Annotated in this window: 25 protein-coding genes; 19 read left to right on the top strand and 6 right to left on the bottom strand. The window is 66.4% G+C overall.

Annotated features, from left to right (window positions below; genetic code table 11):
- The first annotated feature begins 19 nt into the window (after positions 1-19).
- The 8 genes from RID11_RS18305 to RID11_RS18270 are packed head-to-tail and all read left to right on the top strand — an operon-like array spanning position 20 to position 7,544.
- Positions 20-1,162: an ABC transporter substrate-binding protein gene (locus tag RID11_RS18305; protein WP_350141691.1), complete on the top strand. Its 1,143-nt coding sequence runs from the start codon at positions 20-22 to the stop codon at positions 1,160-1,162.
- 54 nt (positions 1,163-1,216) lie between these two features.
- On the top strand, positions 1,217-2,287 hold the full coding sequence (locus RID11_RS18300) for an ABC transporter ATP-binding protein (RefSeq protein WP_350141689.1): 1,071 nt from the start codon (positions 1,217-1,219) through the stop codon (positions 2,285-2,287).
- A gap of 4 nt (positions 2,288-2,291) precedes the next feature.
- Positions 2,292-3,644 carry an aminotransferase family protein gene (locus RID11_RS18295; RefSeq protein ID WP_350141688.1) on the top strand — a complete coding sequence of 451 codons (1,353 nt, stop codon included), beginning with the start codon at positions 2,292-2,294 and terminating at the stop codon, positions 3,642-3,644.
- Positions 3,644-4,570, top strand: coding sequence for a 3,5-dioxohexanoate:acetyl-CoA acetone transferase (kce, locus tag RID11_RS18290; protein ID WP_350141686.1), 927 nt, complete (start codon positions 3,644-3,646; stop codon positions 4,568-4,570). Before RID11_RS18295 ends, kce begins: the two co-directional genes overlap by 1 nt.
- Before the next feature lie 24 nt (positions 4,571-4,594).
- Entirely contained in the window at positions 4,595-5,056 is a 462-nt protein-coding gene (locus tag RID11_RS18285; protein ID WP_350141685.1) for a GNAT family N-acetyltransferase, read from the top strand.
- Positions 5,053-6,081, top strand: a complete 1,029-nt coding sequence (locus RID11_RS18280; protein ID WP_350141683.1) for a histone deacetylase family protein — start codon at positions 5,053-5,055, stop codon at positions 6,079-6,081. The genes RID11_RS18285 and RID11_RS18280 overlap by 4 nt, the downstream gene beginning before the upstream one ends.
- Positions 6,078-7,172, top strand: coding sequence for an NAD(P)/FAD-dependent oxidoreductase (locus tag RID11_RS18275; protein WP_350141682.1), 1,095 nt, complete (start codon positions 6,078-6,080; stop codon positions 7,170-7,172). Before RID11_RS18280 ends, RID11_RS18275 begins: the two co-directional genes overlap by 4 nt.
- Positions 7,173-7,193: 21 nt before the next feature.
- A complete protein-coding gene (locus tag RID11_RS18270) occupies positions 7,194-7,544 on the top strand; it encodes a RidA family protein (RefSeq protein WP_350141681.1) in 351 nt (116 codons plus the stop codon).
- Positions 7,545-7,820: 276 nt separating this feature from the next.
- On the opposite strand, the gene hutU is transcribed toward RID11_RS18270, so the two are convergent.
- Genes hutU through hutI form a run of 4 tightly spaced genes read right to left on the bottom strand, consistent with a single transcriptional unit; the run spans position 7,821 to position 12,953 of the window.
- Positions 7,821-9,491, bottom strand: a complete 1,671-nt coding sequence (gene hutU, locus RID11_RS18265; RefSeq protein WP_350141680.1) for a urocanate hydratase — start codon at positions 9,489-9,491, stop codon at positions 7,821-7,823.
- On the bottom strand, positions 9,491-10,273 hold the full coding sequence (gene hutG / locus RID11_RS18260) for an N-formylglutamate deformylase (protein WP_350141678.1): 783 nt from the start codon (positions 10,271-10,273) through the stop codon (positions 9,491-9,493). Before hutG ends, hutU begins: the two co-directional genes overlap by 1 nt.
- The gene (gene hutH, locus RID11_RS18255) at positions 10,270-11,796 is read right to left on the bottom strand and encodes a histidine ammonia-lyase (RefSeq protein WP_350141677.1); all 1,527 of its coding nucleotides are present in this window, start codon (positions 11,794-11,796) and stop codon (positions 10,270-10,272) included. Before hutH ends, hutG begins: the two co-directional genes overlap by 4 nt.
- Positions 11,793-12,953 (bottom strand): imidazolonepropionase, encoded by a 1,161-nt coding sequence (gene hutI / locus RID11_RS18250; protein ID WP_350141859.1) that lies wholly within the window; start codon positions 12,951-12,953, stop codon positions 11,793-11,795. Before hutI ends, hutH begins: the two co-directional genes overlap by 4 nt.
- A gap of 113 nt (positions 12,954-13,066) precedes the next feature.
- Here hutI and RID11_RS18245 point away from each other — a divergent pair, with 113 nt between their 5' ends.
- From RID11_RS18245 to RID11_RS18200, 10 genes are all read left to right on the top strand, one after another.
- Positions 13,067-14,437: a formimidoylglutamate deiminase gene (locus tag RID11_RS18245; RefSeq protein ID WP_350141676.1), complete on the top strand. Its 1,371-nt coding sequence runs from the start codon at positions 13,067-13,069 to the stop codon at positions 14,435-14,437.
- On the top strand, positions 14,434-15,135 hold the full coding sequence (hutC, locus tag RID11_RS18240) for a histidine utilization transcriptional repressor HutC (RefSeq protein WP_350141675.1): 702 nt from the start codon (positions 14,434-14,436) through the stop codon (positions 15,133-15,135). The genes RID11_RS18245 and hutC overlap by 4 nt, the downstream gene beginning before the upstream one ends.
- Positions 15,136-15,177: 42 nt before the next feature.
- The gene (locus RID11_RS18235; RefSeq protein ID WP_350141674.1) at positions 15,178-16,080 is read left to right on the top strand and encodes a LysR family transcriptional regulator; all 903 of its coding nucleotides are present in this window, start codon (positions 15,178-15,180) and stop codon (positions 16,078-16,080) included.
- 85 nt (positions 16,081-16,165) lie between these two features.
- Positions 16,166-16,987: a putative hydro-lyase gene (locus RID11_RS18230; RefSeq protein ID WP_350141673.1), complete on the top strand. Its 822-nt coding sequence runs from the start codon at positions 16,166-16,168 to the stop codon at positions 16,985-16,987.
- Between the two features lie 62 nt (positions 16,988-17,049).
- Positions 17,050-18,087 carry a TRAP transporter substrate-binding protein gene (locus RID11_RS18225; protein WP_350141672.1) on the top strand — a complete coding sequence of 346 codons (1,038 nt, stop codon included), beginning with the start codon at positions 17,050-17,052 and terminating at the stop codon, positions 18,085-18,087.
- 2 nt (positions 18,088-18,089) lie between these two features.
- Complete coding sequence (locus tag RID11_RS18220) at positions 18,090-18,656, top strand: TRAP transporter small permease subunit (RefSeq protein WP_350141671.1); 567 nt, start codon at positions 18,090-18,092, stop codon at positions 18,654-18,656.
- Positions 18,653-19,936, top strand: a complete 1,284-nt coding sequence (locus RID11_RS18215) for a TRAP transporter large permease (RefSeq protein WP_350141670.1) — start codon at positions 18,653-18,655, stop codon at positions 19,934-19,936. Before RID11_RS18220 ends, RID11_RS18215 begins: the two co-directional genes overlap by 4 nt.
- Positions 19,937-19,973: 37 nt before the next feature.
- Entirely contained in the window at positions 19,974-20,735 is a 762-nt protein-coding gene (locus RID11_RS18210) for a 5-oxoprolinase subunit B family protein (protein ID WP_350141669.1), read from the top strand.
- The gene (locus tag RID11_RS18205) at positions 20,732-21,751 is read left to right on the top strand and encodes a 5-oxoprolinase subunit C family protein (RefSeq protein WP_350141668.1); all 1,020 of its coding nucleotides are present in this window, start codon (positions 20,732-20,734) and stop codon (positions 21,749-21,751) included. Before RID11_RS18210 ends, RID11_RS18205 begins: the two co-directional genes overlap by 4 nt.
- 3 nt (positions 21,752-21,754) lie before the next feature.
- Positions 21,755-22,531 carry a LamB/YcsF family protein gene (locus RID11_RS18200; RefSeq protein WP_350141667.1) on the top strand — a complete coding sequence of 259 codons (777 nt, stop codon included), beginning with the start codon at positions 21,755-21,757 and terminating at the stop codon, positions 22,529-22,531.
- A 191-nt stretch (positions 22,532-22,722) separates the two neighbouring features.
- Here RID11_RS18200 and RID11_RS18195 read toward each other — a convergent pair whose 3' ends face one another.
- The gene (locus tag RID11_RS18195; RefSeq protein WP_350141666.1) at positions 22,723-23,163 is read right to left on the bottom strand and encodes a GNAT family N-acetyltransferase; all 441 of its coding nucleotides are present in this window, start codon (positions 23,161-23,163) and stop codon (positions 22,723-22,725) included.
- 188 nt (positions 23,164-23,351) lie between these two features.
- Here RID11_RS18195 and RID11_RS18190 point away from each other — a divergent pair, with 188 nt between their 5' ends.
- Positions 23,352-23,744: a DUF4168 domain-containing protein gene (locus RID11_RS18190; RefSeq protein WP_350141664.1), complete on the top strand. Its 393-nt coding sequence runs from the start codon at positions 23,352-23,354 to the stop codon at positions 23,742-23,744.
- 21 nt (positions 23,745-23,765) lie between these two features.
- Here the strand turns inward: RID11_RS18190 and RID11_RS18185 are convergent, their stop codons facing one another.
- A complete protein-coding gene (locus RID11_RS18185) occupies positions 23,766-25,820 on the bottom strand; it encodes a methylmalonyl-CoA mutase family protein (RefSeq protein WP_350141663.1) in 2,055 nt (684 codons plus the stop codon).
- Positions 25,821-25,890 lie beyond the last annotated feature (70 nt).

Here is a 25,890-nt window from a genome sequence, read left to right as displayed (position 1 = left end):
CAACAAGGAGATATGAAAAATGGACAATACCAAACGTTATGAACGCCTGCTGGAGCGGTATCGCAATGGCGATCTGGACCGGCGCAATTTTCTCGGCCTGATCGGGGCGGCGGGCCTCGCCTATGGCGTGCAGACGCCCTTTGCCAAGTTCGCCCATGCGCAGGACGTGCAACAGGTGCGGTTCGACGGCTGGGGCGGTGTCGTGTCCGAGGCGTTCCGCGAGCATGCCTTTGAGCCATACACCAAGGAGACCGGTATCGAGGTTGTGGATGGCACCTTTGCGGGCAGCGACGAATATCTCGCGCAGGTCCGCTCCAGCCAGGAGGGCGAATACAACATCGCGCATCTGTCGGGCGTGTTCGACTATGCGCGCTACGTGAATTTCGGCCTGACGGTGGATCTCAACCTCGACAACATCCCCAACATGTCGCTGGTGATGGATGCGCTGACCAGCGCGTTCCGGGGTGTGACGCCGGATTACCTGTCGGCTGTGCCTTACGATTACGGCACCACCGGGCTGGCCTATAACCGCAAGTATATCTCCGACGAGGAGATGAAGGAAAAAGGCGCCAGCATCCTGATCGACGAGGCCTATAAGGGCAAGATCGGCGGTTGGGGCGAATGGCGCACGCGGATCTGGTATGGCGCGTTGCAGACCGGACAGGACCCCAACAACATTGAGGATATGGATGCCGTCTGGGACGCGATCCGCAGCCACCGCGATCTGGCGCTGAAATACTGGTCGTCGGGTGCGGAACTCATGAGCCTGCTGGCGGAGGAAGAGATCTACGTGACCGAAGGCTGGTCGGGCCGCATCGCCGCCTTGCAGCAGCAGGGCCACGATATCGGATATTACGACGCCCCCGGCAGCTTTGCCTGGCAGGAATGCCTGCATGTGCTCAAGGGCAGCCCGGTCGAGGCCTGCGAGGAGTTGTTGAACTTCATGCTGGCGCCGGAGACCTCCATCGCCGTGGCCGAGGGGCAGAATTATCCGCCCGCGCTCGACGGGACCAAGGTCGATCTGGGCGACAAGATCCCCACCCTGCCGGCCTATGATCCGACCGGCACGCTCGACTCGCTCACCTTCGCCGATCCGAACTACTGGAATGGCAACGAGGCGGAATGGTCCGAGACCTTCAGCCGCGTGCAGCGCGGCTACTGAGCCCTCGCCGCGCCCCTGTCCGGGGCGCGGCCCACCCCCGTTGAGGAGCCGCAGATGAGCGCCGTCACCCTGCAAGACATCGTCAAGCGTTTCGGCAGTTTTACCGCCGTGCATCGCACTACGCTGGAGATCCCCGAGGGGGCGTTCGTCACGCTGCTGGGGCCTTCGGGCTGTGGCAAGACCACGAACCTGCGGATGATCGCCGGGCTTCTCGACCCGAGCGAGGGCGAAATCCTGATCGGCGGCAAACGCGTCAACGACGTGCCCATTCACAAGCGCAACCTCGGCCTCGTCTTTCAGAACTACGCGCTTTTCCCGCACAAGACCGTGGCCGAGAACGTGGCCTTTGGCCTGAAATACCGCGACGTGCCGAAACCCGAGATCCCGGCCAAGGTGCAGGCGGCGCTGGAACTGGTGCAACTGCCCAATGTCGGCGACCGCTATCCCAAGGAACTCTCGGGCGGCCAGCAACAGCGCATCGCACTCGCCCGTGCCATCGTGATCGAGCCGGACGTGCTGCTTCTGGACGAGCCGCTTTCGGCGCTCGACGCCAACCTGCGCGAAGATATGCGGGTGGAGTTGAAGCGCATTCAGGAGCGTATCGGGGTGACCACCGTTTTCGTCACCCATGACCAGTCCGAGGCGCTCGCCATGTCGGACCTGATCGTGGTGATGTCCGAGGGGCGGGTGGAGCAGGTGGGCAAGCCCGAAGAGGTCTACAACACCCCCGCCTCGGAATTCGTCGCCAATTTCCTCGGGGCGTCCAACATCACCGAGGCGAAATGTATCGAGCATGGCGCGAGCGTGGTGGTCGAGGATGCGACCTTTGGCAAGGTGACCGTGCCCGCCGCCAAGGCCCCCAATCTGACCGGAACCGGCGCGGCCAAGCTGGTGGTGCGTGCCGAGAAACTGTTGCTGTCGAAAACCCCCGCGCCCGAGGGTGTGATTTCGGTTCCCGCCACCGTCGAAACCGTGGATTATCAGGGGCAGGCCGTGCGCTATTTCGTGCGCGCGGGCGAGGCGCAGCTGCAAGCCATCAACATGATCGACGAGCGCCCGTTTGCGGCGGGCGACGCGGTCCATCTGCACTTGCGCCCGCAGGATTGCGCGGCGCTTCCGGGATAAGACAATGAACGTGAAACCCTCTCACCTTTTCTATCAGGGGCGCGAGCGCAAGCCGGTGCTCGATCAGGCGCGCGGCGTCTACATGTGGGACGTGGATGGCAAGCGCTATCTCGATGGCTCAAGCGGCGCGATGGTCTGCAATATCGGCCATTCCAACGAGAACGTGCTCGAGGCGATGCGCCGGCAGATGGAGAAATCCACCTTCGGCTACCGCCTGCATTTCGAGACCGAGGCGTCCGAGAAACTCGCCGCCAAGACCGCCGCCTTGTGCCCCGAGGGCCTCAACCGCGTGTTCTTCGTCTCGGGCGGGTCCGAGGCGGTGGAATCGGCGCTGAAGCTGGCACGGCAATACGCGCTCGCCACCGGCGAGGGCAGTCGCTGGAAGATCATCAGCCGCGCGCCCTCCTATCACGGCTGCACGCTCGGCGCGCTTGCCATCACCTCCTACGCGCCGCTGACCGATCCCTTTGCGCCGATGATGCAGGCGATGCCCAAGGTGCCCGCGCCCCGCGCCTATCTCGACGGGCTCGACCCCGAGGACGAGGCGACGGGCCATCATTACGCCGACATGCTGGAGGCAAAGATACTGGAAGAGGGCCCCGAGAGCGTGCTCGCCTTTATCGTCGAGCCCATCGGCGGCGCCTCCACCGGGGCGCTGGTGCCGCCACGCGGCTACATGGAGCGGGTGCAGGAGATTTGCCGCCGTCATGGCGTGCTGCTCATTCTCGACGAGGTGATGACCGGGGCGGGGCGCACCGGCAAATTCCTCGCCTCCGAGCATTGGGGGCTGGAGCCGGATATCGCTGTCATGTCCAAGGGCTTTGCCGCCGGATACGTGCCGCTTGGCGCAATGGTCGCGCATGAGCGGCTGGTCGAGGCGGTGCTGGATGCGGGCGGCTTCCTGCACGGCTACACCTATGCCGGCAACCCGCTGGCCTGCGCCGCCGGTCTGGCCGTGATCGACGAGATCGAGCGGCAGGATCTGGTGGGCAACGCGGCGCGCATGGGCGTCAAGCTGAAAGAGCGGCTGGAAGGTCTCATGCAGCGCTATGCCATCATCGGAGACGTGCGCGGCAAGGGGCTGCTGACGGCGTTCGAATTCATGGCCGACCGGGGCAGCAAGGCCCCGCTGCCCAAGCACCTGCAGGCCTTCAACCGCTTCGTGCAGATCGCCTATGACAAGGGTCTGATCGTCTATTCGCGGCGCACCCGCGACGGGGTGGAGGGCGACCACATCATCGTCGCCCCGCCGATGATCGCGACCGAGACGCATCTCGACGAGATCACCGAGATGCTGGATGCCTCGCTGTCGCAGTTCACCGAGGAAATCCGCCCGGCCCTGGAGCAGGCCGTTTGATGCGCGAGATCATCATCACCTGCGCGCTCACCGGCTCGATCCACACGCCCTCGATGTCGCCGCACCTGCCGGTGACGGCGGACGAGATCGCAAAAGCGGGGGTTGAGGCGGCTCACGCGGGTGCCGCGATCCTGCACCTGCACGCGCGCGACCCCGAGACGGGCAGGCCGTCGGCCGACCCCGCCCATTTCCGCGCCTTCCTGCCGCGCCTCAAACAGGGCTGCGACGCGGTGCTCAACCTCTCGACCGGGGGCAGCGCGGTGATGACGCTTGATGAGCGTCTGGCCGCCCCGAAAGAGGCTGCGCCGGAAATGGCCTCGCTCAACATGGGCACGATGAATTTCGCCCTCTACCCGATGGCCGAGCGGATCACCGACTGGCAGCACGACTGGGAAAAGCCGTTCCTGGAGGGCTCCGACGATCTGGTGTTCAAGAACACCCCGCGCGACATCGCCCGTATCCTCACCGAGTTGGGGCAGGAGCGCGGCGCGCGGTTCGAGTTCGAATGCTACGATCTGGGGCATCTCTACATGCTGCGCCATTTTGCCGACCGGGGCCTGATCGAACCGCCGTTCTTCATTCAATTCGTGTTCGGCGTGCTGGGCGGCATGGGGCCGGACCCCGAAAACCTGAGCCACATGGTGCGCATCGCCGACAAGCTCTTCGGTGCAGATTACATGTTTTCGGTGCTGGCTGCGGGGCGTCACCAGATGCCGATGGCGGCGCAGGCGGCGGCGATGGGCGGGCATGTGCGCGTGGGGCTGGAGGACAGCCTGACGATCGCGCGCGGCACGCTCGCGCGCTCCAACGCCGAGCAGGTGCAGAAAGTGCGCGGCATTGTCGAGGCGATGGGCCGCGAGGTGGTGGATGCGGATGGTGCGCGCCGCCTGCTGCGCCTCAAGGGCGCGGACCGGACGGCGATCTGAGACATGGTGACGGAGTTTCGTGCGGTGAGAACGGAGGCAGATCTGGTCCTGCTGGATCGCGCCCTGCGCGCGCTGAGCGACGATCTGGGCGATACGCATCTGGCCAGTTTCGATGCCTTGCGCGCGGGTCTGATGGGCGATACGCCAGCGGCCTACGGGCTTCTGACGGTCGAGCATGACCTGATCGGCGCAGCGCTCTACAGCCCGGTGTTTTCCACCGCGCAGGGGGCGGCGGGGGTCTATGTCTCGGACCTCTGGGTCGATGCGGCGACGCGCGGGCAGGGGACGGGGCGGCGCCTGCTGGCCGAGGTGGCGCACCGGGCCGGGGCGCAGTGGAAAGCGGCGTGGATGACGCTGGCGGTCTATGGCCACAGCACCGCCTCGCGCCGGTTCTACGAACGCCTGGGCTTTGCGCCGCAGGACCGCGTGACACAGATGCGCCTGCCACGGGCGGGCTTTGACAGACTGAAGGGAGAGGGCAGATGAAGGCCATTTTCGACGACCGCCAGTGGCAGCACGACCCGCAGCATTTCATGGCCAACGGCGTCATCCAGCCCAGCCCCGAACAGCCCGAGCGTATCGCGCGGCTGACGGACGGGGCAGAGGCGGCGGGTTGCGAGATGATCGCGCCCAAGGATGCGGGGCTTGGCCCCATCGCCGCGCTCCATTCGCCGGAATATGTGACCTTCCTGCGCAACATCCACACCCGCTGGCAGCGCATCGACGGCGGCGGGCCGGAGGTGATCCCCAACATCCACCCCGCCACGCGCGGCGACAATTACCCGAAATCCGCCGTGGGTCAGGCGGGCTATCATCAGGCTGATACCGCCTGCCCCATCGGCGCGGGCACGTGGGAGGCCGCCTACTGGTCGGCGCAGAGCGCCGTCACCGGGGCCGATCTGCTGGAGCAGGGCGAACGCGCCGCCTACGCCCTCTGCCGCCCGCCGGGGCACCATGCCTTCGGCGATCTGGCGGGGGGGTTCTGCTTTCTCAACAATGCCGCCATTGCCGCCGAACGGTTGCGTATGGCGGGGTTGCGCACCGCCATCCTCGACGTGGACGTGCATCACGGCAACGGCACGCAGGGCATCTTCTACGACCGCGACGACGTGCTGACGGTCTCGATCCATGCTGATCCCGAACGGTTCTATCCGTTCTTCTGGGGCCATGCGTCCGAGCGCGGCGAAGGTCGTGGCATCGGCTACAATCTCAACCTGCCGCTGCCGCGCAAGACCGGCGATGAGGACTATCTGAAGGTGCTGGATCGCGCGCTGGAAAGGATCGTGAATTTCGGGGCTGACGCGGTGGTGGTCGCCCTCGGCCTCGACGCCTATGAGGGCGATCCGTTCCAGGGGCTGGCGATCACCACGCCGGGGTTCGGGCGCATCGGCGCGGCCATTGCGGGCCTCGGGTTGCCCACGCTGTTCGTGCAGGAGGGGGGATATCTCTGCGAGGAATTGGGCCAGAACCTCACCGCGACGCTGACCGGGTTCGAGGGGGTGCCTACATGACCGATATCATCGTCATTGGCGGCGGCATCGCGGGCATCAGTGCGGCGGCGGAATGCGCCCGCGCCGGGGCGCGCGTGACCGTGTTGGAGAGCGAGCCACAGATCGGCTATCACGCGACCGGGCGCTCGGCGGCGATCTTCATCCGCAATTACGGCAACGCGACGCTGCGCGCCCTCAACGCCGTGGCCGAGCCGATTTTCGAGCAACCGGGAGAGATCAGCGACACACCGATCCTCAGCCCGCGCGGCGAGTTGATGGTCGCCTCGGAGGAAGAACTGCCGGTGCTCGACGCCTATCTCGACGGCGCGGTCGGGGTGGAGCGGCTGACAGGGCATGAGGCCGCCGAAATCGTCCCCATCCTGCGCCCAGAGCGCATCGCGGGCGCGCTGATCGAACGCGACGCGCGCGGCATCGACGTGGACCTGCTGTTGCAGGGCTATGCAAGGATGCTGCGGGGGCGCGGGGGGCAGATCGTCACCGGCGCGCAGGTGCAGGCGCTCCGCCATGAGGCTGGGCAATGGCACATGGACACGGCGCAGGGCACCTTCAGTGCGCCCACCGTGGTCAACGCCGCAGGCGCATGGGCGGATGAGGTTGCGGCACTGGCCGGGCTGCAGCGCCTCGGGCTGCAACCCTATCGCCGGTCTGCCGCGATCATCCCGGCCCCCGAAAGCCATGACACCGAGCATTGGCCGATCTTCGGCTCCATCGCCGAGACCTGGTATGCCAAGCCCGAGGCGGGCAAGCTGATGGTCTCGCCCGCCGACGAAGACCCGGTCGACCCGCATGATGCCTGGCCCGAGGACATGGTGCTTGCCGAGGGGCTGCACCGGTTCGAGCAGGCGGTGACGCATGAGGTCACGCGGCTGGAGCATAGCTGGGCCGGCTTGCGCACCTTTGCCCCCGACCGCACGCCGGTGGCGGGTTTTGATCCGCGCCGCACCCGCTTTTTCTGGCTGGCGGGGCAGGGCGGCTATGGCGTTCAGACCGCGCCCGCGCTATCGCAATTCAGCGCAGCACTTCTGACTGGCGGCGCGCCCGTGCTCGACGCGGCCACCCGCGCCGCGCTCGCCCCCGACCGTCTTTGTTGATCCAACCGAAAGGACCCGCCCATGAGCGATATCACCCGTCACCACACCGGTCAGCGCATGAGCCAGATCGTCACCCATAACGGCACCGTCTATCTGGCCGGGCAGGTGGGTAATCCGGGCGACAGCGTGGCAGACCAGACCCGCACCTGCATCGAGAAGGTCGAGACACTGCTGGCCGAGGCCGGGTCAGACGCCACCCGCATCCTGCAATGTGTGATCTGGCTGGCCGACATGGCCGATTTCGCCGAGATGAACAGCGTCTGGGATGCCTGGGTGCCCGAAGGCCACGCCCCGGCCCGCGCCTGTGGTGAGGCAAAACTGGCCACGCCCGAGTATAAGGTGGAGCTGATCGTGACGGCGGCGCAAGGCTAAGTAGGACCGTGAGGCTGGGCGCGGGGCTGAGATTGGCCTTGAGCTGCCGTTGCCGCATCCCGCGCGAAACGCACCGAAGGTGCCCCGCGATCGCCGGGCCGGCCTGCGGCCTGGCGATTTGAGGGGTACTGCCACGGGGTGGGGTTTTAAGGAATTTTCCCGGCTAAAGTACCCGCCACACCCCGTGCATCGCCAGTCCCCGGCCCTGCGATCACGCGGCACTTCTGGCGGTCATTCAACGGCAGCTTCAAGCCAAAACGCAGCTAGCCCGACGCCTCACCGCAGAATACGCGGCAAGCGCAGCCCGTTCTCCCGAGCGCACTCGAGCGCCTCTTCATAGCCTGCATCCGCGTGCCGCCAGACCCCGCTCGCCGGATCGTTCCACAGCACCCGCTCCAGCCGTTTGGCGGCCTCGGGCGTGCCATCGGCGCAGATCACCACGCCCGCGTGCTGCGAGAACCCCATGCCGACACCGCCGCCGTGATGCAGGCTGACCCATGTCGCCCCCGAGGCGGTATTGACTAGAGCGTTCAGCAACGGCCAGTCCGAGACCGCGTCCGATCCGTCCTTCATCGCCTCGGTCTCGCGGTTCGGGCTCGCGACCGAGCCGCTGTCCAGATGATCGCGCCCGATCACCACCGGCGCCTTCAACTCGCCCTTCGCCACCATCTCGTTGAACGCCAGCCCCGCGCGGTGCCGGTCCCCGAGCCCGATCCAGCAAATCCGCGCGGGCAGCCCCTGAAACGCGATCCGCTCGCGCGCCATGTCGAGCCAATTGTGCAATTTGGTGTTCTCGGGAAACAACTCCTTCATCTTGGCGTCGGTGCGGTAGATATCCTCCGGGTCGCCCGACAGCGCACACCACCGGAACGGCCCGATCCCCCGGCAGAACAGCGGCCGGATATAGGCGGGCACGAAGCCGGGAAAGGCAAAGGCATTCTCCAGCCCCTCATCCAGTGCCACCTGCCGGATGTTGTTGCCGTAATCGAGCGTCGGCACGCCCGCATTCCAGAATTCCACCATCGCCGCGACATGGGTTTTCATGCTCGCCCGCGCCGCGCGTTCCACAGCCTTCGGGTCGCTCTCGCGCTTCGCCTTCCACTCCGCCATGCTCCAGCCCTGCGGCAGATAGCCGTTCACGGGGTCGTGCGCGCTGGTCTGATCGGTAACCATGTCGGGCCGGATGCCGCGCCGGTAGATCTCGGGAAAGATATCGGCGGCATTGCCCAGAAGCCCCACGGACTTCGCCTCACCCGCCGCCGTCCACCGCTCGATCATCTCCAGCGCCTCATCAAGGCTGTCGGTCTTCTCATCCACATACCGCGTGCGCAGGCGGAAATCGATGCTGTCGGGGTTGCACTCCACCGCCAGACAGCACGCCCCGGCCATCACCGCCGCCAAGGGCTGCGCGCCGCCCATGCCGCCAAGCCCGCCAGTCAGGATCCACTTGCCGGTCAGGTCGCCGCCGTAATGCTGCCGCCCCGCCTCGGCAAAGGTCTCATAGGTGCCCTGCACGATGCCCTGCGAGCCGATATAGATCCATGACCCGGCGGTCATCTGGCCGTACATCATCAGCCCCTTGCGATCCAACTCGCTGAAATGGTCCCAGGTGGCCCAGTGCGGCACGAGGTTCGAGTTTGCGATCAGCACGCGGGGCGCATCAGCATGGGTCTTCACGATGGCAATCGGCTTGCCCGACTGCACCACCAGCGTCTCATCCGCCTCCAGATCCTTGAGGCTCTCGACGATGCAATCGAAATCCGCCCAGGTCCGCGCCGCCCGCCCGATGCCGCCATAGACGACCAACTCATGCGGGTTCTCGGCCACGTCCGGGTGCAGGTTGTTCATCAGCATCCGCAGCGGCGCCTCGGTCTGCCAGCTCTTGGCGTTCAACTCCGGGCCGGTGGGGGGATAGACGTCGCGGGTGTTCTTGCGGGGATCGGTCATCACGGTCTCCATGCGGACAGGGTTTCGAGGATTGGGCGCAGCGTGGCGCGCAGACGCTCCGCGCGCCCGTCGTCATAGTCCCAGGGCGGGGCCTCGGCGGTGAGATAGGTGGCCTGCGAAAGCTCCATCTGGATCGCGTGCAGCCCCTCGTCGGGGCGGCCATAATGGCGCGTCGTCCAGCCGCCTTTGAAGCGGCCATTGGTGACGGTGCTGTATCCGTCTGCCGCTCGGCAGACCGCCTCGACCGCCGCCGCGATCCCCGGCGCGCAGGTCGTACCACCATTGGTGCCGATGTTCAGATCGGGCAGAACGCCGTCAAACAGGTAAGGGATACGTGAGCGTATGGAATGGCAATCATACAGGATCGCAAACCCGTGCCGCGCCCGCACCCGCTCCAGTTCCTCTGCCAGCGCGGCGTGATAGGGCGCGTGATACGCCACACGCCGCGCCTCCACCTCGTCCGAATCCGGCTCTTCCCCGCTCTGCCAGATCGGCAGACCATCAAAATCCGTCAGCGGCACCAGCCCCGTGGTGTTCTGCCCCGGATAAAGGCTCTCGCCGTCGGGTGCGCGGTTCACGTCGATCACGTAGCGATGCGCGCGCGTCCGCACCGTGGTCACATCCCCGACCAGCCCGTCATACAGCCGCTCGACATGCCAATCGGTATCGGCCAACGCGCGGCCCGTCACATTCAGCCGCGCCACGATCTTCGGCGGAACATACGTACCTGTATGCGGCAGGCCCAGCACCAGCGGCCCGCCCCCCTGTACCACCTCGATCATAGCGCCAGCTCCAGCCCCGCCGCCCGCGCCAGCGCGCCCTCGCGCATCAGCGTTGCGGCGGCCTCCAGATCGGGGGCCATGTAGCGATCCGCCCCGAGGCTCGGCACCACCTCCCGCAGCCGCGCCACAGCATCCCGCAACGGCGCGGAGGTCTCCAAGGGCGCGCGCGCCTCGATCCCCTGCGCGGCGCAGATCGCCTCGACCCCGAGGATCACCGACAGGTTCCGCACCATCCGCCGCAGACGATACGCGGCATGCGCCGCCATGCTCACGTGATCCTCCTGATTGGCCGAGGTGGGCGTGCTGTCGATGGTGCAGGGATGCGCCAGATGCTTGTTCTCGCTCATCAACGCCGCCGCCGTCACCTCGGCGATCATCAGCCCCGAGTTCAGCCCCGGATCGGGCGTCAGAAAGGGGGGCAGGTCAAACGACAGCGTCGGATCGACCATCAGCGCCACGCGCCGTTGCGCGATCGCCCCCACTTCGGAAATCGCCATCGCCAGCGTATCGGCGGCAAACCCCACCGGCTCGGCATGGAAATTCCCGCCTGACAGGATCGCTCCATCCTCGACCAGCACCAGCGGATTGTCCGTCACCGCGTTCGCCTCCACCTCCAGCGTGCGCGCGGCCCAGCGGATGAGGTCAAGCGCCGCACCCGTCACCTGCGGCTGACAGCGGATGCAATAGGGGTCCTGCACGCGGGTATCGCCCTCGCGGTGGCTTTCGCGGATGACGCTGCCCTCCATCAGCGCGGCCATCGCGGCGGCCACGTCGATCTGCCCCTGATGCCCGCGCAATTCGTGGATCATCGGGTGCAAGGGCGCGGTCGATCCCATGATCGCGTCGGTCGAGAGCGCCGAAGTCACCACCGCGCCGCGCACCAGCGTCATCGCCTCGAAGAGCCCGCCCAGCGCACAGGCGGTGGAAAACTGCGTGCCATTGATCAGCGCCAGCCCCTCCTTGGGGCCGAGCACGACGGGCGTCAGCCCCGCACGCTGCAAGGCCACGCCACCCGCCAGTGTCTCGCCCTCGAATACCGCCTCGCCCTCGCCGACCATCACCGCCGCCATATGCGCCAAGGGGGCCAGATCGCCCGACGCCCCCACCGATCCCTGCGCCGGGATGACCGGCACCACACCGGTGGCCAGCATGTCCTCGATCAGCGCGCATATCTCCCAGCGCACGCCCGACGCGCCGCGCCCGAGGCTCAGCAGCTTCAGCGCCATCATCAGCCGCGTGGAGGCCGCATCCAGCGCCTCGCCCACGCCGCAGCAATGCGACAGGATCAGGTTGCGCTGCAATTGCGCGGTGTCCTTGCCCGCGATCTTGACCGAGGCGAGCTTGCCAAAGCCCGTGTTGACCCCGTAAACCGCCGCCTCACCATCCGCCGCCCGTTCGACAAGCGCCGCCGCCCGCGCGATCCCGTCCCGCGCAGACGGGTCGAGCCGCGCGGCCGCCCTCTCGCGCCACAGCGTTTCCAGTTGCGCCAGCGGGGTGGCCCCGGGGATGAGCGTTTCGGTCACGAGTGTCCTCCGAAAATACGGGTATGCAGGGGGTTGGTGCCGATCCGGTAGGAGAGTTCAGCGGGCGTCTCGATATCCCACACCGCCAGATCCGCCCGCAGCCCGGCGCGGATCTCACCCCGGTCGCGCAGGCCCAGCGCCTTTGCCGCGTGGCGCGTCGTGCCCGCCAGCGCCTCCTCCGGTGTCAGGCGAAAGAGGGTGCAGGCCATGTTCATCGCCAGCAGCAGCGATCCCAGCGGCGACGATCCGGGGTTGAGGTCGGTGGCCACCGCCATCGCCACGCCCGCGTCGCGGAATGCCTGCACCGGGGGGGCTTGCGTCTCGCGCAGGGTGTAGAACGCACCCGGCAAGAGCACCGCGACCGACCCCGCATCGGCGAGCGCGCGGGCATCCGCCGCGCTCGCATATTCCACGTGATCAACTGAGCGCGCACCATATCGCGCCGCCATCGCCGTGCCTCCCAGATGGCTCAACTGCTCGGCATGCAGCTTCACCGGCAGGCCCAGCGCCCGCGCCCGCTCGAACACCCGCGCGATCTGCACGGTATCAAAGGCGATCCCCTCGCAGAACCCGTCGACAGCGTCGACCAGCCCCTCGGCATGCGCCGCCTCCAGCGCGGTCAGGCAGACCTCGTCAATATAGCGGTCGGCATCCTCTCCGGCGGGCACCGCATGCGCGCCCAGAAAGCTTGTGACCACGGTCACGGGCCGCATCTCGCCGATCCGCCGCGCCACGCGCAGCATTCGCAGTTCCGTTTCAAGATCAAGCCCATAGCCCGACTTGATCTCGACCGTGCCCACCCCCTCGGCAATCAGCGCATCGACCCGGGGCAGCGCATCCGCCAGCAGGCTTTCCTCATCCGCCGCCCGCGTTGCGCTGACCGTCGAGACGATCCCGCCGCCCGCGCGCGCGATCTCCTCGTAGCTCGCGCCCTCCAGTCGCATCTCGAATTCGCGCGCACGGTGGCCGCCATGCACGATATGGGTGTGACAGTCGATCAGCGCAGGCGTCACCAGCCGCCCGTTCAGCGACTGCACGGGCGCATCGCGGAACCTCTCAGGCACATCACCAGCGGGCCCGACCCATCGGATCTCCGGCCCTTCCAGGCAGATCACGGCCGTCTCGATCAGCCCATAGGCGGCCGTGCCAGGAGTCATCGTCGCAGCATTCAGATCGGTCAGAAGCAGGCGGTCGGGCATGGCGCAGTCCTTGATTTCATTCAAGCTTAATAATAATATGTACGCACATAATATGTCAACGGAGTCGCGCCATGCAAATCATCACCGCCAGTCAGGCACTTACGCCCCAAGGCTGGGCGCGCGATGTGCAGATCACCCTCGATGCGCAGGGCCGGATCGAATCGCTGGGGCCGATGACGACCCGCGCGGCCACCCATTTTGATATGGTGATCCCGGCCCCGGTGAACCTGCACAGCCACAGCTTTCAGCGCGCCATGGCCGGGCTGACCGAGGCGCGCGGGCCGGACCCGGCGGACAGTTTCTGGACATGGCGGCGGCAGATGTACCGCTTTCTCGACCGGCTCGACCCCGACCAGATCGAGGCCATCGCGGCGATGGTCTTCATGGAGATGCTGGAGGCCGGGTATGGCGCGGTGGCCGAGTTTCACTACCTGCATCACGCGGCGCAGGGGCAGGGCTATGACGATATCGCCGAACTCAGCGCGCGCATCGTGGCCGCCGCGCAGCAGGCGGGCATCGGCCTCACGCTGCTGCCGGTGCTCTATCAATGGGGCGGCTGCGATGCGCGGCCCCTTGCAGGCGGGCAATTGCGGTTCGGCAACGACCCGGAGCGGTTCGCGCGCCTGCATGCCGGGGCCGCGCGGGTTCTGGCCGATCATGGCCATGCCGATGACCGCATCGGCACCGCGCCGCATTCGCTGCGCGCGGTAGACGCGGCGGGGCTGGAGGCAGCGCTCGCGCTTTGCCCCGATGGCCCCGTCCACATGCATCTGGCCGAGCAACAGGCCGAGGTCTCGGAGGTCGAGGCGCATCTTGGCGCGCGACCGGTGGAATGGCTTCTGGGCGCCCACGCGGTCGATCCGCGCTGGTGCCTGATCCATTGCACGCAGATGACCGGGGACGAGACCGCCCGCCTTGCCGCCACCGGTGCCGTGGCCGGTCTCTGCCCGATCACCGAATCGAGCCTTGGCGACGGTATCTTCAACGGTGCCACCTATCTCGGCGCAGAGGGCCACATCGGCGTGGGGTCGGATTCCAACATCCACATCGCGTATTTCGACGAGCTCAGGACGCTGGAATATTCGCAACGCCTGCGCGACCGTGCCCGCGCGGTGCTGGCGACGCAGGCGCACTCCACCGGGCGCCGCCTGATCGACGCGACGCTCGCCGGCGGCGCGCAGGCGGCGGGGCGAAAATGCGGCGCGCTCGCGCCCGGATACCTCGCCGATATGGTGGGGATTTCCACTGACAATGAGTGGCTCTGCGACCGCGCGGGCGACGTGGCGCTCGATACGCTGATCTTCGGCGGGCACGGCGCGCAATGCATCACCGATGTCTGGAGCGCGGGCCGCCATGTGGTGCAGCACGGTCGCCATCACGCGCGCGACGCGATATGCAGGCGGTTCAGGGCCTCCATGGCGCAATTGCGGGACGAGACATGACGATAGCGGAGCGGCTGACCTGGCGGGATGTCTACGACACCATACAGGGGCGTATCCTTGACGCGACCTACCGGCCCGGCGCCCGCCTGCCACGCGACGAGGATATCGCGCTCGATCTCGGCTGTGCCCGCGCCACGGTGCAGCGCGCCATGCGCGCGCTCGCCGATGAGGGGCTGATCGAACGCAAGCGCAAGGGCGGCACGCATGTACTGCGCCTGCCCGCCACCCGCGCGACCTTTCACATCCCCGTCGCCCGGCTGGAGGTGGAGGCGACCGGCGCGCGCTACGGCTATCAACTCGTCTCTCGCGAAGAGGCCGACGCCCCGCGCGCCGTTGCCGCCGCCCTCGAGATGCGCGCCCCCGCCCGCATGCTGCATGTCCGCGCCCTGCATCTGGCCAATCAGCGCCCCTACCTGTTCGAGGATCGCTGGATCTGCGTCGAGACCGTGCCCGAGATCCTCGATGTCGATCTCAGCCGCGAGAACGCCAATGAATGGCTGTTGCAACACCGCCCCTACAGCCGCTGCGACCTGCGGTTCTTCGCGATGAAGGCCGCTGCCGATGACGCCGCTCTGTTGCAGGCCGAAGAGGGGGATGCGCTCTTTGGCATCGCCCGCAGCACCTGGAACGGCAGCGACCCGATCACCACCGTCACCGCCCTCGCCCCGCCGGGCTACGAGATGCACAGCCGCGCGTGAGGCGGCGATGGCCCTGCGCCCGGCGTTGCGCTAGGCTCGGGTATGGCTCAGCTCAACCTCGCCCATCTGCGCACCTTTCTCGCCGTCGTCCGCACCGGCGGCGTGCGCAAGGCTGCCGTGAGCCTGAACCTGACGCAACCCGCCGTCACTGCCCGCATCCGTAATCTTGAGGACACGCTGCAAGGCACGCTCTTTGACCGGGACGCGGGCGGCATGACGCTGACCAAGCGCGGCGAGCGGCTGCTGCTTTACGCCGAGAAATTCGAGCGGTTGCAGGAGATGATCGAGAAGGACGTAATCGACCCCAAGGGGCTGGAACGGCATCTGCGCATCGGCGTCTCCGAGACCATCGCGCAATGCTGGCTGCCCGATCTCATCGCCCGGCTGCACCGCAACTTTCCCAAGCTGCAGATCGAATTCAACGTCGATATCTCGCTCGACCTGCGCGAGCGTCTGCTGGGGCGCGAGATCGACCTTGCGATCCTGCTGGGGCCGATCTCGGAATATACGGTCGACAATATCGACCTGCCGGGGTTCGATCTGGCGTGGTATGTCGCTGCCGATGCGCCGATTGAGGAGGACCCGTCGGCCTATCTCAGCCGCCCGGTGCTGACCTATGCCCGCAACACCCGGCCTTACCGCGAGCTGCGCGAGTTGCTGTTCGAGCATGTTGGCCCCGACGTGTCGATCTTTCCCTCCTCCTCGCTCTCGGCCTGTTTCCGGCTGGTCGAGGCCGATCTGGGCATCGCCGCATTGCCGCGCGCCTTGGGGGCGGAATACGTGGCGGCGGGGCGCATCCGGCAGTTCGATCCCGGCTGGGTGCCGCCGCCGCTGCGCTTTACCGCGTCATGGGTGGCCGAGCCGCGCAGTCACGTGGTCGAATTCGCGGCCCGCGCGGCGCGCGACGTGGCGCAGGAGTATCGCGCCCATCTTGGTGATAAGTAATTTCGATATCAAGCGACAAATTTATTCGATTTGATTTTATATTTCGTCCCGGTCACGCTGAAATCAACCAATCGAGAGGCTGCCCGTGACCACCGATTTCGACCGTCTGAGAGATGCCGACCTGCCCAGCCTGCGCGCCGAGATTCGCGCCGGGCGCTACGCGGGCCATACCGCCGGGCTGGGGTCCGGGTATCTTCAGGCCAATATCGTGATCCTGCCCGAGGCGCTGGCGCTCGACTTCATGCGGTTTTGTCAGCGCAATCCCAAACCCTGCCCGCTGGTCGGGGTCTCGGATACCGGCAATCCGATGATGCACACGCTTGGCCGCGACATCGACATTCGCAGCGATGTGCCCGCCTACAACATCTACCGCCACGGGCGGCTTGAGGGGTCTGCCGCCGATATCCGCGATCTGTGGACGGGTGACATGGTGGCCTTCGCGCTTGGCTGTTCGTTCACCTTCGAGCATGCGCTGATGCAGGCGGGCATCCCGCTGTGGCATGTCGAGAACGACACCACCGTGCCGATGTTCCGCACCGATATCGACTGCGCGCCCGCCGGTCCGTTTCGCGCGCGGATGGTCGTCAGCATGCGGGCCATCGACCCCGCACGCCTGAGCGAGGCGGAACAGATTTCGCGCCGCTACCCGCTCGCGCATGGTGCCCCAATCCATCACGGCGCACCCGAGGAGATCGGGATCACCGACGTCACCCGTCCCGACTGGGGCGATGCGATGCCGGTGGGTGGGGGGCAGGTGCCTGTTTTCTGGGCCTGTGGTGTCACCCCGCAGGTCGCAATCGAGGCCGCCGCGCCGCCGCTCTGTATCACGCACAAGCCCGGGCATATGCTGATCACCGACATCCCCGAAGAGGCCGAAGTGCCCGTGCTGGCCCCGCAGGCCGCGTGACCTCAAGCCACCGACGCAATACCGACGCAATACCGACACGAAACCGACAAGGAGAAAGACCCATGAAACTCACCGCAATTCTTGCCGCCTCCACCTTCCTCGCCGCACCGCTCGCGGCACAGGACCTCTCGGTGGTGGGCAGCTGGTCAAGCCTGCCCCTGCACAAGCAATACGAGGCCCCGTTCTGGACCGAGACCCTGCCCGAAGCCTCGGATGGCGAAATCAACGTCTCGCTGACCACGCACAATCAGATGAACCTCGGGGTGGGTGACGTCTACCGCCTGCTCGGTGACGGGGTCTATGACGTGGCGATGACCGTAGCCGATTACGCCGTGGCCGACGCGCCGGAACTCGAAGGGCTCGACGTGCCTCTGGTGGCGCTGACGGCCGACGAGGCGCGGGCGATGGTCGACGCGGCGCGCCCGATGGTCGAGGATATCTTCAACGACCGGTTCAACAGCCATGTTCTGGCCATCGCGCCCTATCCGCCGCAGGTGGTGTTCTGTAACGCGCCGGTCACGGAACTCTCTGATCTTGAAGGACTAAAGGTGCGCGCCTCTGGCCGCATGACTGCGCAGTTTCTTGAGGCTTTGGGCGCCGAGGGCATCAATGTCAGCTTCGGCGAGGTGCCCGGCGCGCTGCAAAACGGCGTGGTGGATTGCGCCGTGACCGGGGCCGGTTCGGGCTATTCGGCGGGCTGGTGGGAGGTTTCGACCCACCTGCTGCCCATTCCCCTCGGTGGCTGGGACAGCGTCGTGACGGCGATGAACCTCGACCGCTGGAACAGCCTCGACGAGAGCACGCAATCGCTCATTGAGACTCAGATCAAGACCGAGTTCGAAGACCCCGCCTGGGCCACCGCGCAGGACGCGCTGGTCAACGATATCGCCTGCCTCACCGGCAATGGCGACTGCCCCGCAGGCGAGGCGCGCGACATGACGCTGGTCGAGGTGTCGGATGCCGATTTCGAGCGCGCCCGCGAGGTCCTGGTCAATACCGTGCTGCCCGACTGGGCCGACCGCGCGGGCGACGACTGGGCCAAGCGCTGGAACGAAACCGTAGGCGCCACCGTCGGCGTCACCATCGACGCGGTGAACTGAGCATGACGACAGGGGCCTCGACCGCCGTGGCGCTGCTCGACGCGCTGCGCAGGATCAACAGGGGGGTGGCGATTGCCGTCGGCCTTTTCCTGCTGGCCTGTGCGGCCTTCGTGCTCAGCGATATCCTGCTGCGGCAAGTCGAGGCTTCGTTCGGCGGCACCGATGAAATCAGCGGCTATGTCATGGCCATCGCCACGTCCTGGGGCATGGGCTATGCGCTGATGGAACTGGGCCATGTGCGCATCGACCTCATCCGCTCGCGCGGCGGGGCGATGACGCGGGCGCTCTTCGATCTCTTCGCGCTCGCCACGCTGGCGGGGACGGTCACGCTGGTGGCGTGGTGGTCCTGGCCGGTGGTGGAGCGCTCGCTTGCCAATTCCTCGCGCGCCAACACACCGCTGGAAACCCCGCTGGCGCTGGTGCAGATCCCGTGGTTCGCGGGTTGGGTGTGGTTTGCGTTGGTCTCCTGGGCGACGCTGACGGCGGCGGCGCTGCTGGTGCTGCGGCGCGACTATGACCGGGCCGATCAGGCCATCGGTGCGCTTGGCGAAGCGGAGGCCACGGAATGATTGCCTATGCAACCTTCGGCCTGCTGTTCCTGCTGGGCCTCTCGATCCCCGTGGGCATCGTGCTCTTTCTTCTGGGCTTCGGGCTCGACCTCTTCTTCAGCCCGTTCCCCCTGATCCGGGGGCTTGGCAACCTTGTGTGGTCCACCTCAAACAATCCCACGCTCATCGCGATCCCCTTCTTCGTGCTTCTGGGCGAAATCCTTGTGCGCTCTGGGATAGCCACGCGCACCTATGCCGCGCTCGACCGCTGGGTCAGCTGGCTGCCCGGTGGCCTTGTTCATGCCAATGTCGCGACCGCGACGATGTTCTCGGCCACCTCTGGCAGTTCCGTGGCCACCGCTGCCACCGTGGCCACCGTCGCCATGCCGCAGGCGGAAAAGTTGGGCTATGACCCCAAGCTCTTTTCGGGCGCGATCGCGGCGGGCGGCACGCTCGGCATCATGATCCCGCCGTCGATCAACCTGATCGTCTATGGTTTCCTCACCCAGAGCTCGATCCCCAAGCTGTTTCTCGCGGGCCTTGTGCCGGGCATCGGCCTTGCGCTCGCCTTCATGGTCGTCACCGTGATCATCTGCATGATCCGCCCCGGTCTGGGCGGCGAGCGGCGGGTGTTTCCGCTGGTGCAAATGCTGCGCGCGCTTTTGCAACTGATCCCGATCATCCTGCTCTTCACCGTCATCATCGGCTCGATCTACAAGGGCTGGGCGACCCCGACCGAGGCCGCGTCGGTGGGCGTCTTCGGGGCGTTTGTCATCGCCGCGCTCTTTGGCACCGTGAATTTCGATGTGCTGCGGCAGAGCCTGCTTGGCACCGTCAAGATCACCGCGATGATCATGCTGGTGGTGATCGGCGCGTCGTTCCTCAACTTCACGCTGGCCTCTGCCGGGCTTGGCCGTGAACTTGAAACGCTCCTCGGTGGTCTCGGCCTGTCGCCGCTTGGCACGATCATGGTCGTGGTCGGCATTTATATCGTGCTCGGCTTCTTCATCGAGACGCTGTCGCTGATGGTGGTGACCATCCCCATCGTGGTGCCGCTGGTGGTGGCGCAGGGCTATGACCCGATCTGGTTCGGCATCCTGATGATCGTGCTGATCGAGATGGCGCTGATTACGCCACCGGTCGGTCTCAACCTCTACGTGGTGCAGGGCGCGCGGCAGGGCGGGCGGATGTCCGAGGTGATGCTGGGGGCCGCACCCTATGCGGCGACCATGCTGGTCATGGCCGGGCTGCTCATCGCCTTTCCGCAGATCGCCCTTTTCCTGCCGCAAGCTGTCCAATAGACCTTGAGGCATGCACGAGACCGGAGGACACCGCCCCGTGAGCGAGACGGATCAAGACACACGCGCCGATGCACCCTTTCCCCGGATCGGGCGGGTGGGGCTCGATGGTCTGGTCGTCTCCTTCGGCGAGACGTTGAGCGAGCCTGCCAACCGCGCCGCCCTCGCCTTTCGCGCGGCGGTGGAGCGGGCCACGCCCAAAGGCGTCGAAGAAAGCACCACCTCTCTGGTCTCGACCTTCCTGCGTTTCGATGCGCTGCGCATCGAGGTGGGGGATCTGCGCGCGGAACTCCAGACGCTGCTCGACAGCCGCGACTGGTATGCCGCCGATCTTCCCGAAGGGCGCAGGTTCTGGCGCATTCCCACCGTCTACGGCACCGATCTGGCCCCGCAACTGGCCGAGGCGGCAGCGGCGGCAGGGCTGACAGAGCAGGCGGCGGCGCAGGAAATCGCCAGCACCCGCGTCCGCGTTCAGACCATCGGATTCGCCCCCGGCCAGCCCTATTTGGGCGAATTGCCGGAGGCGTGGGACATCCCCCGTCAGACCGCGCTCACCGACCGGGTGCCGATTGGCGCGCTGACCGTGGCGATTCGGCAGTTGGTGCTCTTTTCGGTCACCACGCCCACCGGCTGGCGGCATATCGGGCAGACCGCCTTTCGCCTGTTTCGGCCAGATTCGGACACGCCTTTTGTCCTGCGCCCGGGCGACGAGGTGATCTTTGAGGCGACTGACCGCGAGACATATGAGCGCCTGCGCGAGGATGGCCCCGATGGCGGTGCACGGTCCGAGGTGATCCGATGACCCGCCGTCTGATCGTGCATGACGCGGGCCCCGGTGTCAGCGTGCAGGACCTTGGCCGGCCCGGATATCTCGCCTTTGGCCTGTCGCGCGGGGGTGCGGCGGACCGGCTCGCCATGGCTGAGGGCGCGGCGCTCTTGCATCAGTCCGAGGGGCTGGCCGCACTTGAGATGGCGGGCATGGGCGGCAGTTTCGAGGTCAGCCACGACACCCGCATTGCTCTGACCGGCGCGCCGATGCGGGCAAGCGTGGACGGCGCGCCGCTGGCGTGGAACGCCTCGCATCTGTTGCACGCGGGCAGCCGCCTCAGCATCGGGGCGGCGACGCGCGGTGTCTATGGCTACCTGCATCTGGGCGGCGGTATCGCCACGCCCGAGCGTCTCGGCGCGCGCTCGGCGCATCTTGCGGCGGGGCTTGGCGCGCTGATCGCGGCGGGCGACGATCTGCCTTTGGGTGAGGATCGGACCGGGGGCGAGACCGGACTTGTCCTGCCCACGGATGACCGGTTCGATGGGGGCACGGTGCGCGTCGTACCGGGCTTTCAGACCGGGTTTTTCCCGGATGAGGAGATTACCCGCTTTGAGGCCACGCAGTTCACCCGCGCCGCGCGCGGCAACCGGATGGGCGTGCGCTTCGATCCCGACGGTCAGGGCTTTGCCAGTGTGGCCGGGCTCTCGGTCCTGTCCGAGGTGATCGTGCCGGGCGATATCCAGATCACCGGCGACGGCGCGCCCTTCGTGCTGATGGCTGAATGCCAGACCACGGGTGGCTATCCGCGCATCGGCTCGGTCCTGCCCTGCGACCTGCCGCGCGTGGCGCAGGCGCAGCCCGGCGCGCAGTTGCGGTTTCGCTTTGTCACGCTCGAGGAGGGTCTCGCGGCCGAACGCGCCGCCGAGACCACCCGCAAGGGGTTGCGCGAAAAACTCGACCATCTTGTGCGCGACCCCAATGACATCCGCGATCTGCTGTCCTATCAACTCATCAGCGGTGTCACCGCAGGCCATGACGAGGAGACCTGACCCATGCAAGCAAGCGTCGATCTGAATGCCGACATGAGCGAGAGCTTTGGCCCCTGGACCATGGGCGACGATGCCGCCCTGCTGGAGGTGGTCAGTTCCGCCAATATCGCCTGCGGCTTTCACGCGGGCGACCCGGACGTGATGGCACGGACCATGGCGGGCGCCGTTGCGCGTGACGTAGGCATCGGGGCGCATCCCGCCTTTGCTGACCTGCAAGGCTTTGGTCGCAGGCGCATTGACCTGGCGCATGAGACGCTTGGCAATCTCGTGCGCTATCAGTTGGGGGCGGCGCAGGCGATGGCGCGGGCGGCGGGGGGCACCGTGCGCCATCTGAAACTGCACGGCGCGCTCGCCAACATGGCGTCCGAGGATGCAGAGCTTGCCCGTGCCGCCTATGCCGCAGCACTTTCGGTCGATCCCGAGATCATCGTGATGGTGCTTGCCGGCACCGCGCAGGAGGTTGCCGCCCGCGATCTCGGCGCGCGCATGGCCTGCGAGATCTTTGCCGACCGCGCCTATAACGACGATTGCACGCTGGTCGACCGGCGCAAGCCGGGCGCGGTGATCCATGACCCGGCCTGCGCCGCCGCCCGTATCCTCGAGATGATTCGCGCGGGCGCGATCATCGCCGAAAGCGGCAAGCATATCCCCACCCGGATCGACACGATCTGCCTGCATGGCGACACGCCGGAAGCTGTGGAGATCGCGCGCGGTCTGCGCGCGGAGCTTGAAGCCGCCGGGGTCGCCGTGGCGCGGTTTTCCGGCGCGCGGGCCGAGTAGGGCGGGCGTCAAAACCAACGCCTCTTGGATGATAGGCGAGGTCGTGGTGGGCCTGAAGCGGTCATTGACGTTTCCGAGATGAGCCGCGCTGTGCCCGACCGCGGGTGGGCGCTGCGCGGCGGCGCGTTCCGCGCCTTGATTCCGCGCATTGGCGCTGCAACTAGACAACCGCTCGAGGCCAAAATCGCTCCCTACCGGCTGTACTTGATGAACGGCGTTAGCGTCCCGATCCGATCATAGAGCTTGCGCGCCTGTGCGTTGAAGTCCTGAGTCAGCCAATAGACCGACGGACAGCCATCGGCATCAGCGCGGGCATAGACGGCCTCGATCAATGCTCGCCCCACGCCCGTGCCGCGCGCTGTTGGGACCGCAAAGAGATCCTGCAGGTAACACACCTTCTCCTCCCGCCAGTTGTGCGGATGATAGATGTAATGCACCAACCCGACCGCGCGCCCGTTCTGCAGTGCGATCAGACCGCTCTGATCAGGATGCGCCGCCGAGGTCAGCCGCGCGAAGGTCACGTCATAGACCGTATCGGGCAGGGTGGTCTCGTAGAACGCCAGATAGTCGCGCCAAAGTGGCACCCATCCGGGTTTGTCCCCGGTCTCGACAGGGCGGATCTGCAGGGTCATGGCATATCTCCGGTTCAGGTCTTGTTGCGTAGCCTGCGCCAACCGCAGGGCAGAGACCAGACTGAATTCTCGCCGCGCCCCGGCATTTTTCCGCCGATCGGGTTGTCACCCGTTCATCGTTCCCCCACCTCTAGCAAGCATTCCGCGCGGCCTGCGCGGGACGTCAGACCACGCAACAGGAGACTGATTTGACCTTCACAACCAAATTCGCGACGCTGCTCAGTGCCACGGTGCTCGCGCTTGCCACCCCGCTCGCCGCGCAGGAGACCGAGCAAAGCCTGCCGCAACCGGCCGAAATCGCCGCCGAGGACGTCACCGACGGCCAAGTCGAGGCCTTTGTCGATGCGATCCTCGCAGTCGAAGAGGTGCGCGAGGAATACACGCCCCTGATCGAGGCCGCCGAGGATGAGGCAGCTCAGAGTGAGTTGGTGGAAGAGGCCAATGAGGCCGCCTTTGCCGCCGTGGGCGAGGTCGAGAACATGGATGTCGACAGCTATGTGGCCATTGCCAATGCCGCCGGTCAGAGCGAGGCGCTTAATCAGCGGATCATCGCGCAAATTTCGGAGCAGCGCGAAGAGTGACGCGCGCCCCGGGGCGGCGGATCACTCCGCCGCCACTGCGCGTGGATCGGCGAGCGTCACGATATCCATCATAATCGTGTTGAGCTCGAAATCCTTGGGCGTATAGACCCGCGCTACGCCCATTTCGCGCAACCGTCGGGCATCCTCCTCGGGGATGATGCCGCCGACGATCACGGGAACATGTCCGAGACCGGCGTTGCGCATCCGCTCCATCAGCTCCTCCATCAGCGGCATGTGCGATCCTGACAGGATCGACAGCCCGACCACATGTGCGCCCTCGTCCTGCGCGGCGCTGACGATCTGCTCGGGCGTCAGGCGGATGCCCTCATAGCCGATATCCATCCCGCAATCGCGCGCGCGGAAGGCGATCTGCTCGGCGCCGTTGGAATGGCCGTCGAGCCCCGGCTTGCCGACGAGGAATTTCAGACGCCGCCCGAGGCTGTCGCTGACCGCGTCCACGGCATCGCGGATCTCATCAAGCCCCTCGGTCATGTTCGACGGGCTGCGCGAGACACCGGTGGGTCCGCGATATTCGCCGTGAATGGCGCGCATCTGTTCGGCCCATTCCCCCGTCGTCACGCCCGCCTTCGCTGCCGCGATGGAGGCGGGCATGATGTTCTCCCCGGCCTCCGCCGCCGCGCGCAGATCCGCAAGCGCCGCCTTGACCGCGCCTGTGTCGCGCGCGCGCCGCCACTCCTCCAGCCGCCCGATCTGATCGGCCTCGACGGCCGCATCGACCACCATGATGCCGCCATCCTCGGTCTGCAACGGCGAGGGCTCGCCCTCCTGCCACTTGTTCACGCCGACGACCACCGTCTCGTTACGCTCGATCCGGCCGAGGCGTTCGGCGTTGCTGTCCACCAGCCGCGATTTCATGTACTCGATGGCCGAGACCGCGCCGCCCATGCTGTCGAGACCCGCCAGCTCATGCCGCGCGCCGTCTTTCAGCGCCTCGACCTTGGCATCCACCGCCGGGTTGCCCTCGAACAGGTCGTCGAATTCCAAAAGGTCCGTCTCATAGGCGAGGATCTGCTGCATCCGCATCGACCATTGCTGATCCCAGGGGCGCGGCAGGCCAAGTGCCTCGTTCCAGGCGGGCAATTGCACCGCCCGTGCGCGGGCCTTTTTCGACAGCGTCACCGCCAGCATTTCGATCAGGATACGGTAGACGTTGTTCTCGGGCTGCTGTTCGGTCAGGCCAAGCGAGTTGACCTGCACGCCATAGCGGAAGCGGCGGAATTTGGGGTCTTCGACGCCATAACGCTCCTGCAAAATCTCGTCCCAGAGATCGACGAAGGCGCGCATCTTGCACATCTCGGTGACAAAGCGGATGCCCGCGTTTACAAAGAACGAAATCCGCCCGGCGAGGATCGGGAAATCCTCTTCCGGCACGCGCGGCTGCAACTCGTCCAGCACCGCCACGGCGGTGGCCAGCGCAAAGGCCAGCTCCTGCTCGGGCGTGGCACCGGCCTCTTGCAGGTGGTAGGAACAGACATTCATCGGGTTCCACTTGGGCACATGCTTGTAGCAATATTCGGCCACGTCGCCGATCATCCGCAGGCTCGGCTTGGGCGGGCAAATGTATGTGCCGCGCGACAGGTACTCCTTGATCAGATCGTTCTGCACCGTGCCTTGCAGGGCGGTGGTGTCCGCCCCCTGCTCCTCGGCCACCGCGATATAGAGCGACAAGAGCCACGGCGCCGTGGCGTTGATCGTCATCGAGGTGTTCATTTGATCAAGCGGGATCTGATCGAAAAGCGCGCGCATGTCGCCCAGATGACAGATCGGCACGCCGACCTTGCCGACCTCACCCTTGGCGAGCACGTGATCGCTGTCATAGCCCGTCTGCGTCGGCAGGTCGAAGGCCACCGAGAGCCCGGTCTGCCCGCGCGCCAGGTTCGAGCGATAGAGCGCGTTCGACGCCTGCGCCGTCGAATGGCCCGCATAGGTGCGGATTAACCAGGGGCGATCTTTCTGCGTCTGCGACATGTACGGGCCTCGTGAATCAGGTTGCGCAATTTTCTTACGTTCTGCGCAATGTAACGGCAACAAACTGGCGCTGTCAATTCGCTGCATCGCGGCATATGCGCCGGTCCGGCGTCTTCGACCTCTCCCCGCGTCATCCTCGGACTTGATCCGAGGATCT

The sequence above is a fragment of the Roseovarius sp. genome (assembly GCF_040219995.1).
In the GTDB taxonomy this organism is placed as follows: domain Bacteria; phylum Pseudomonadota; class Alphaproteobacteria; order Rhodobacterales; family Rhodobacteraceae; genus Roseovarius.
The sequence above is the reverse complement of the archived record's forward strand: the minus strand, read 5'-3'. Positions and strand labels throughout refer to the sequence as shown.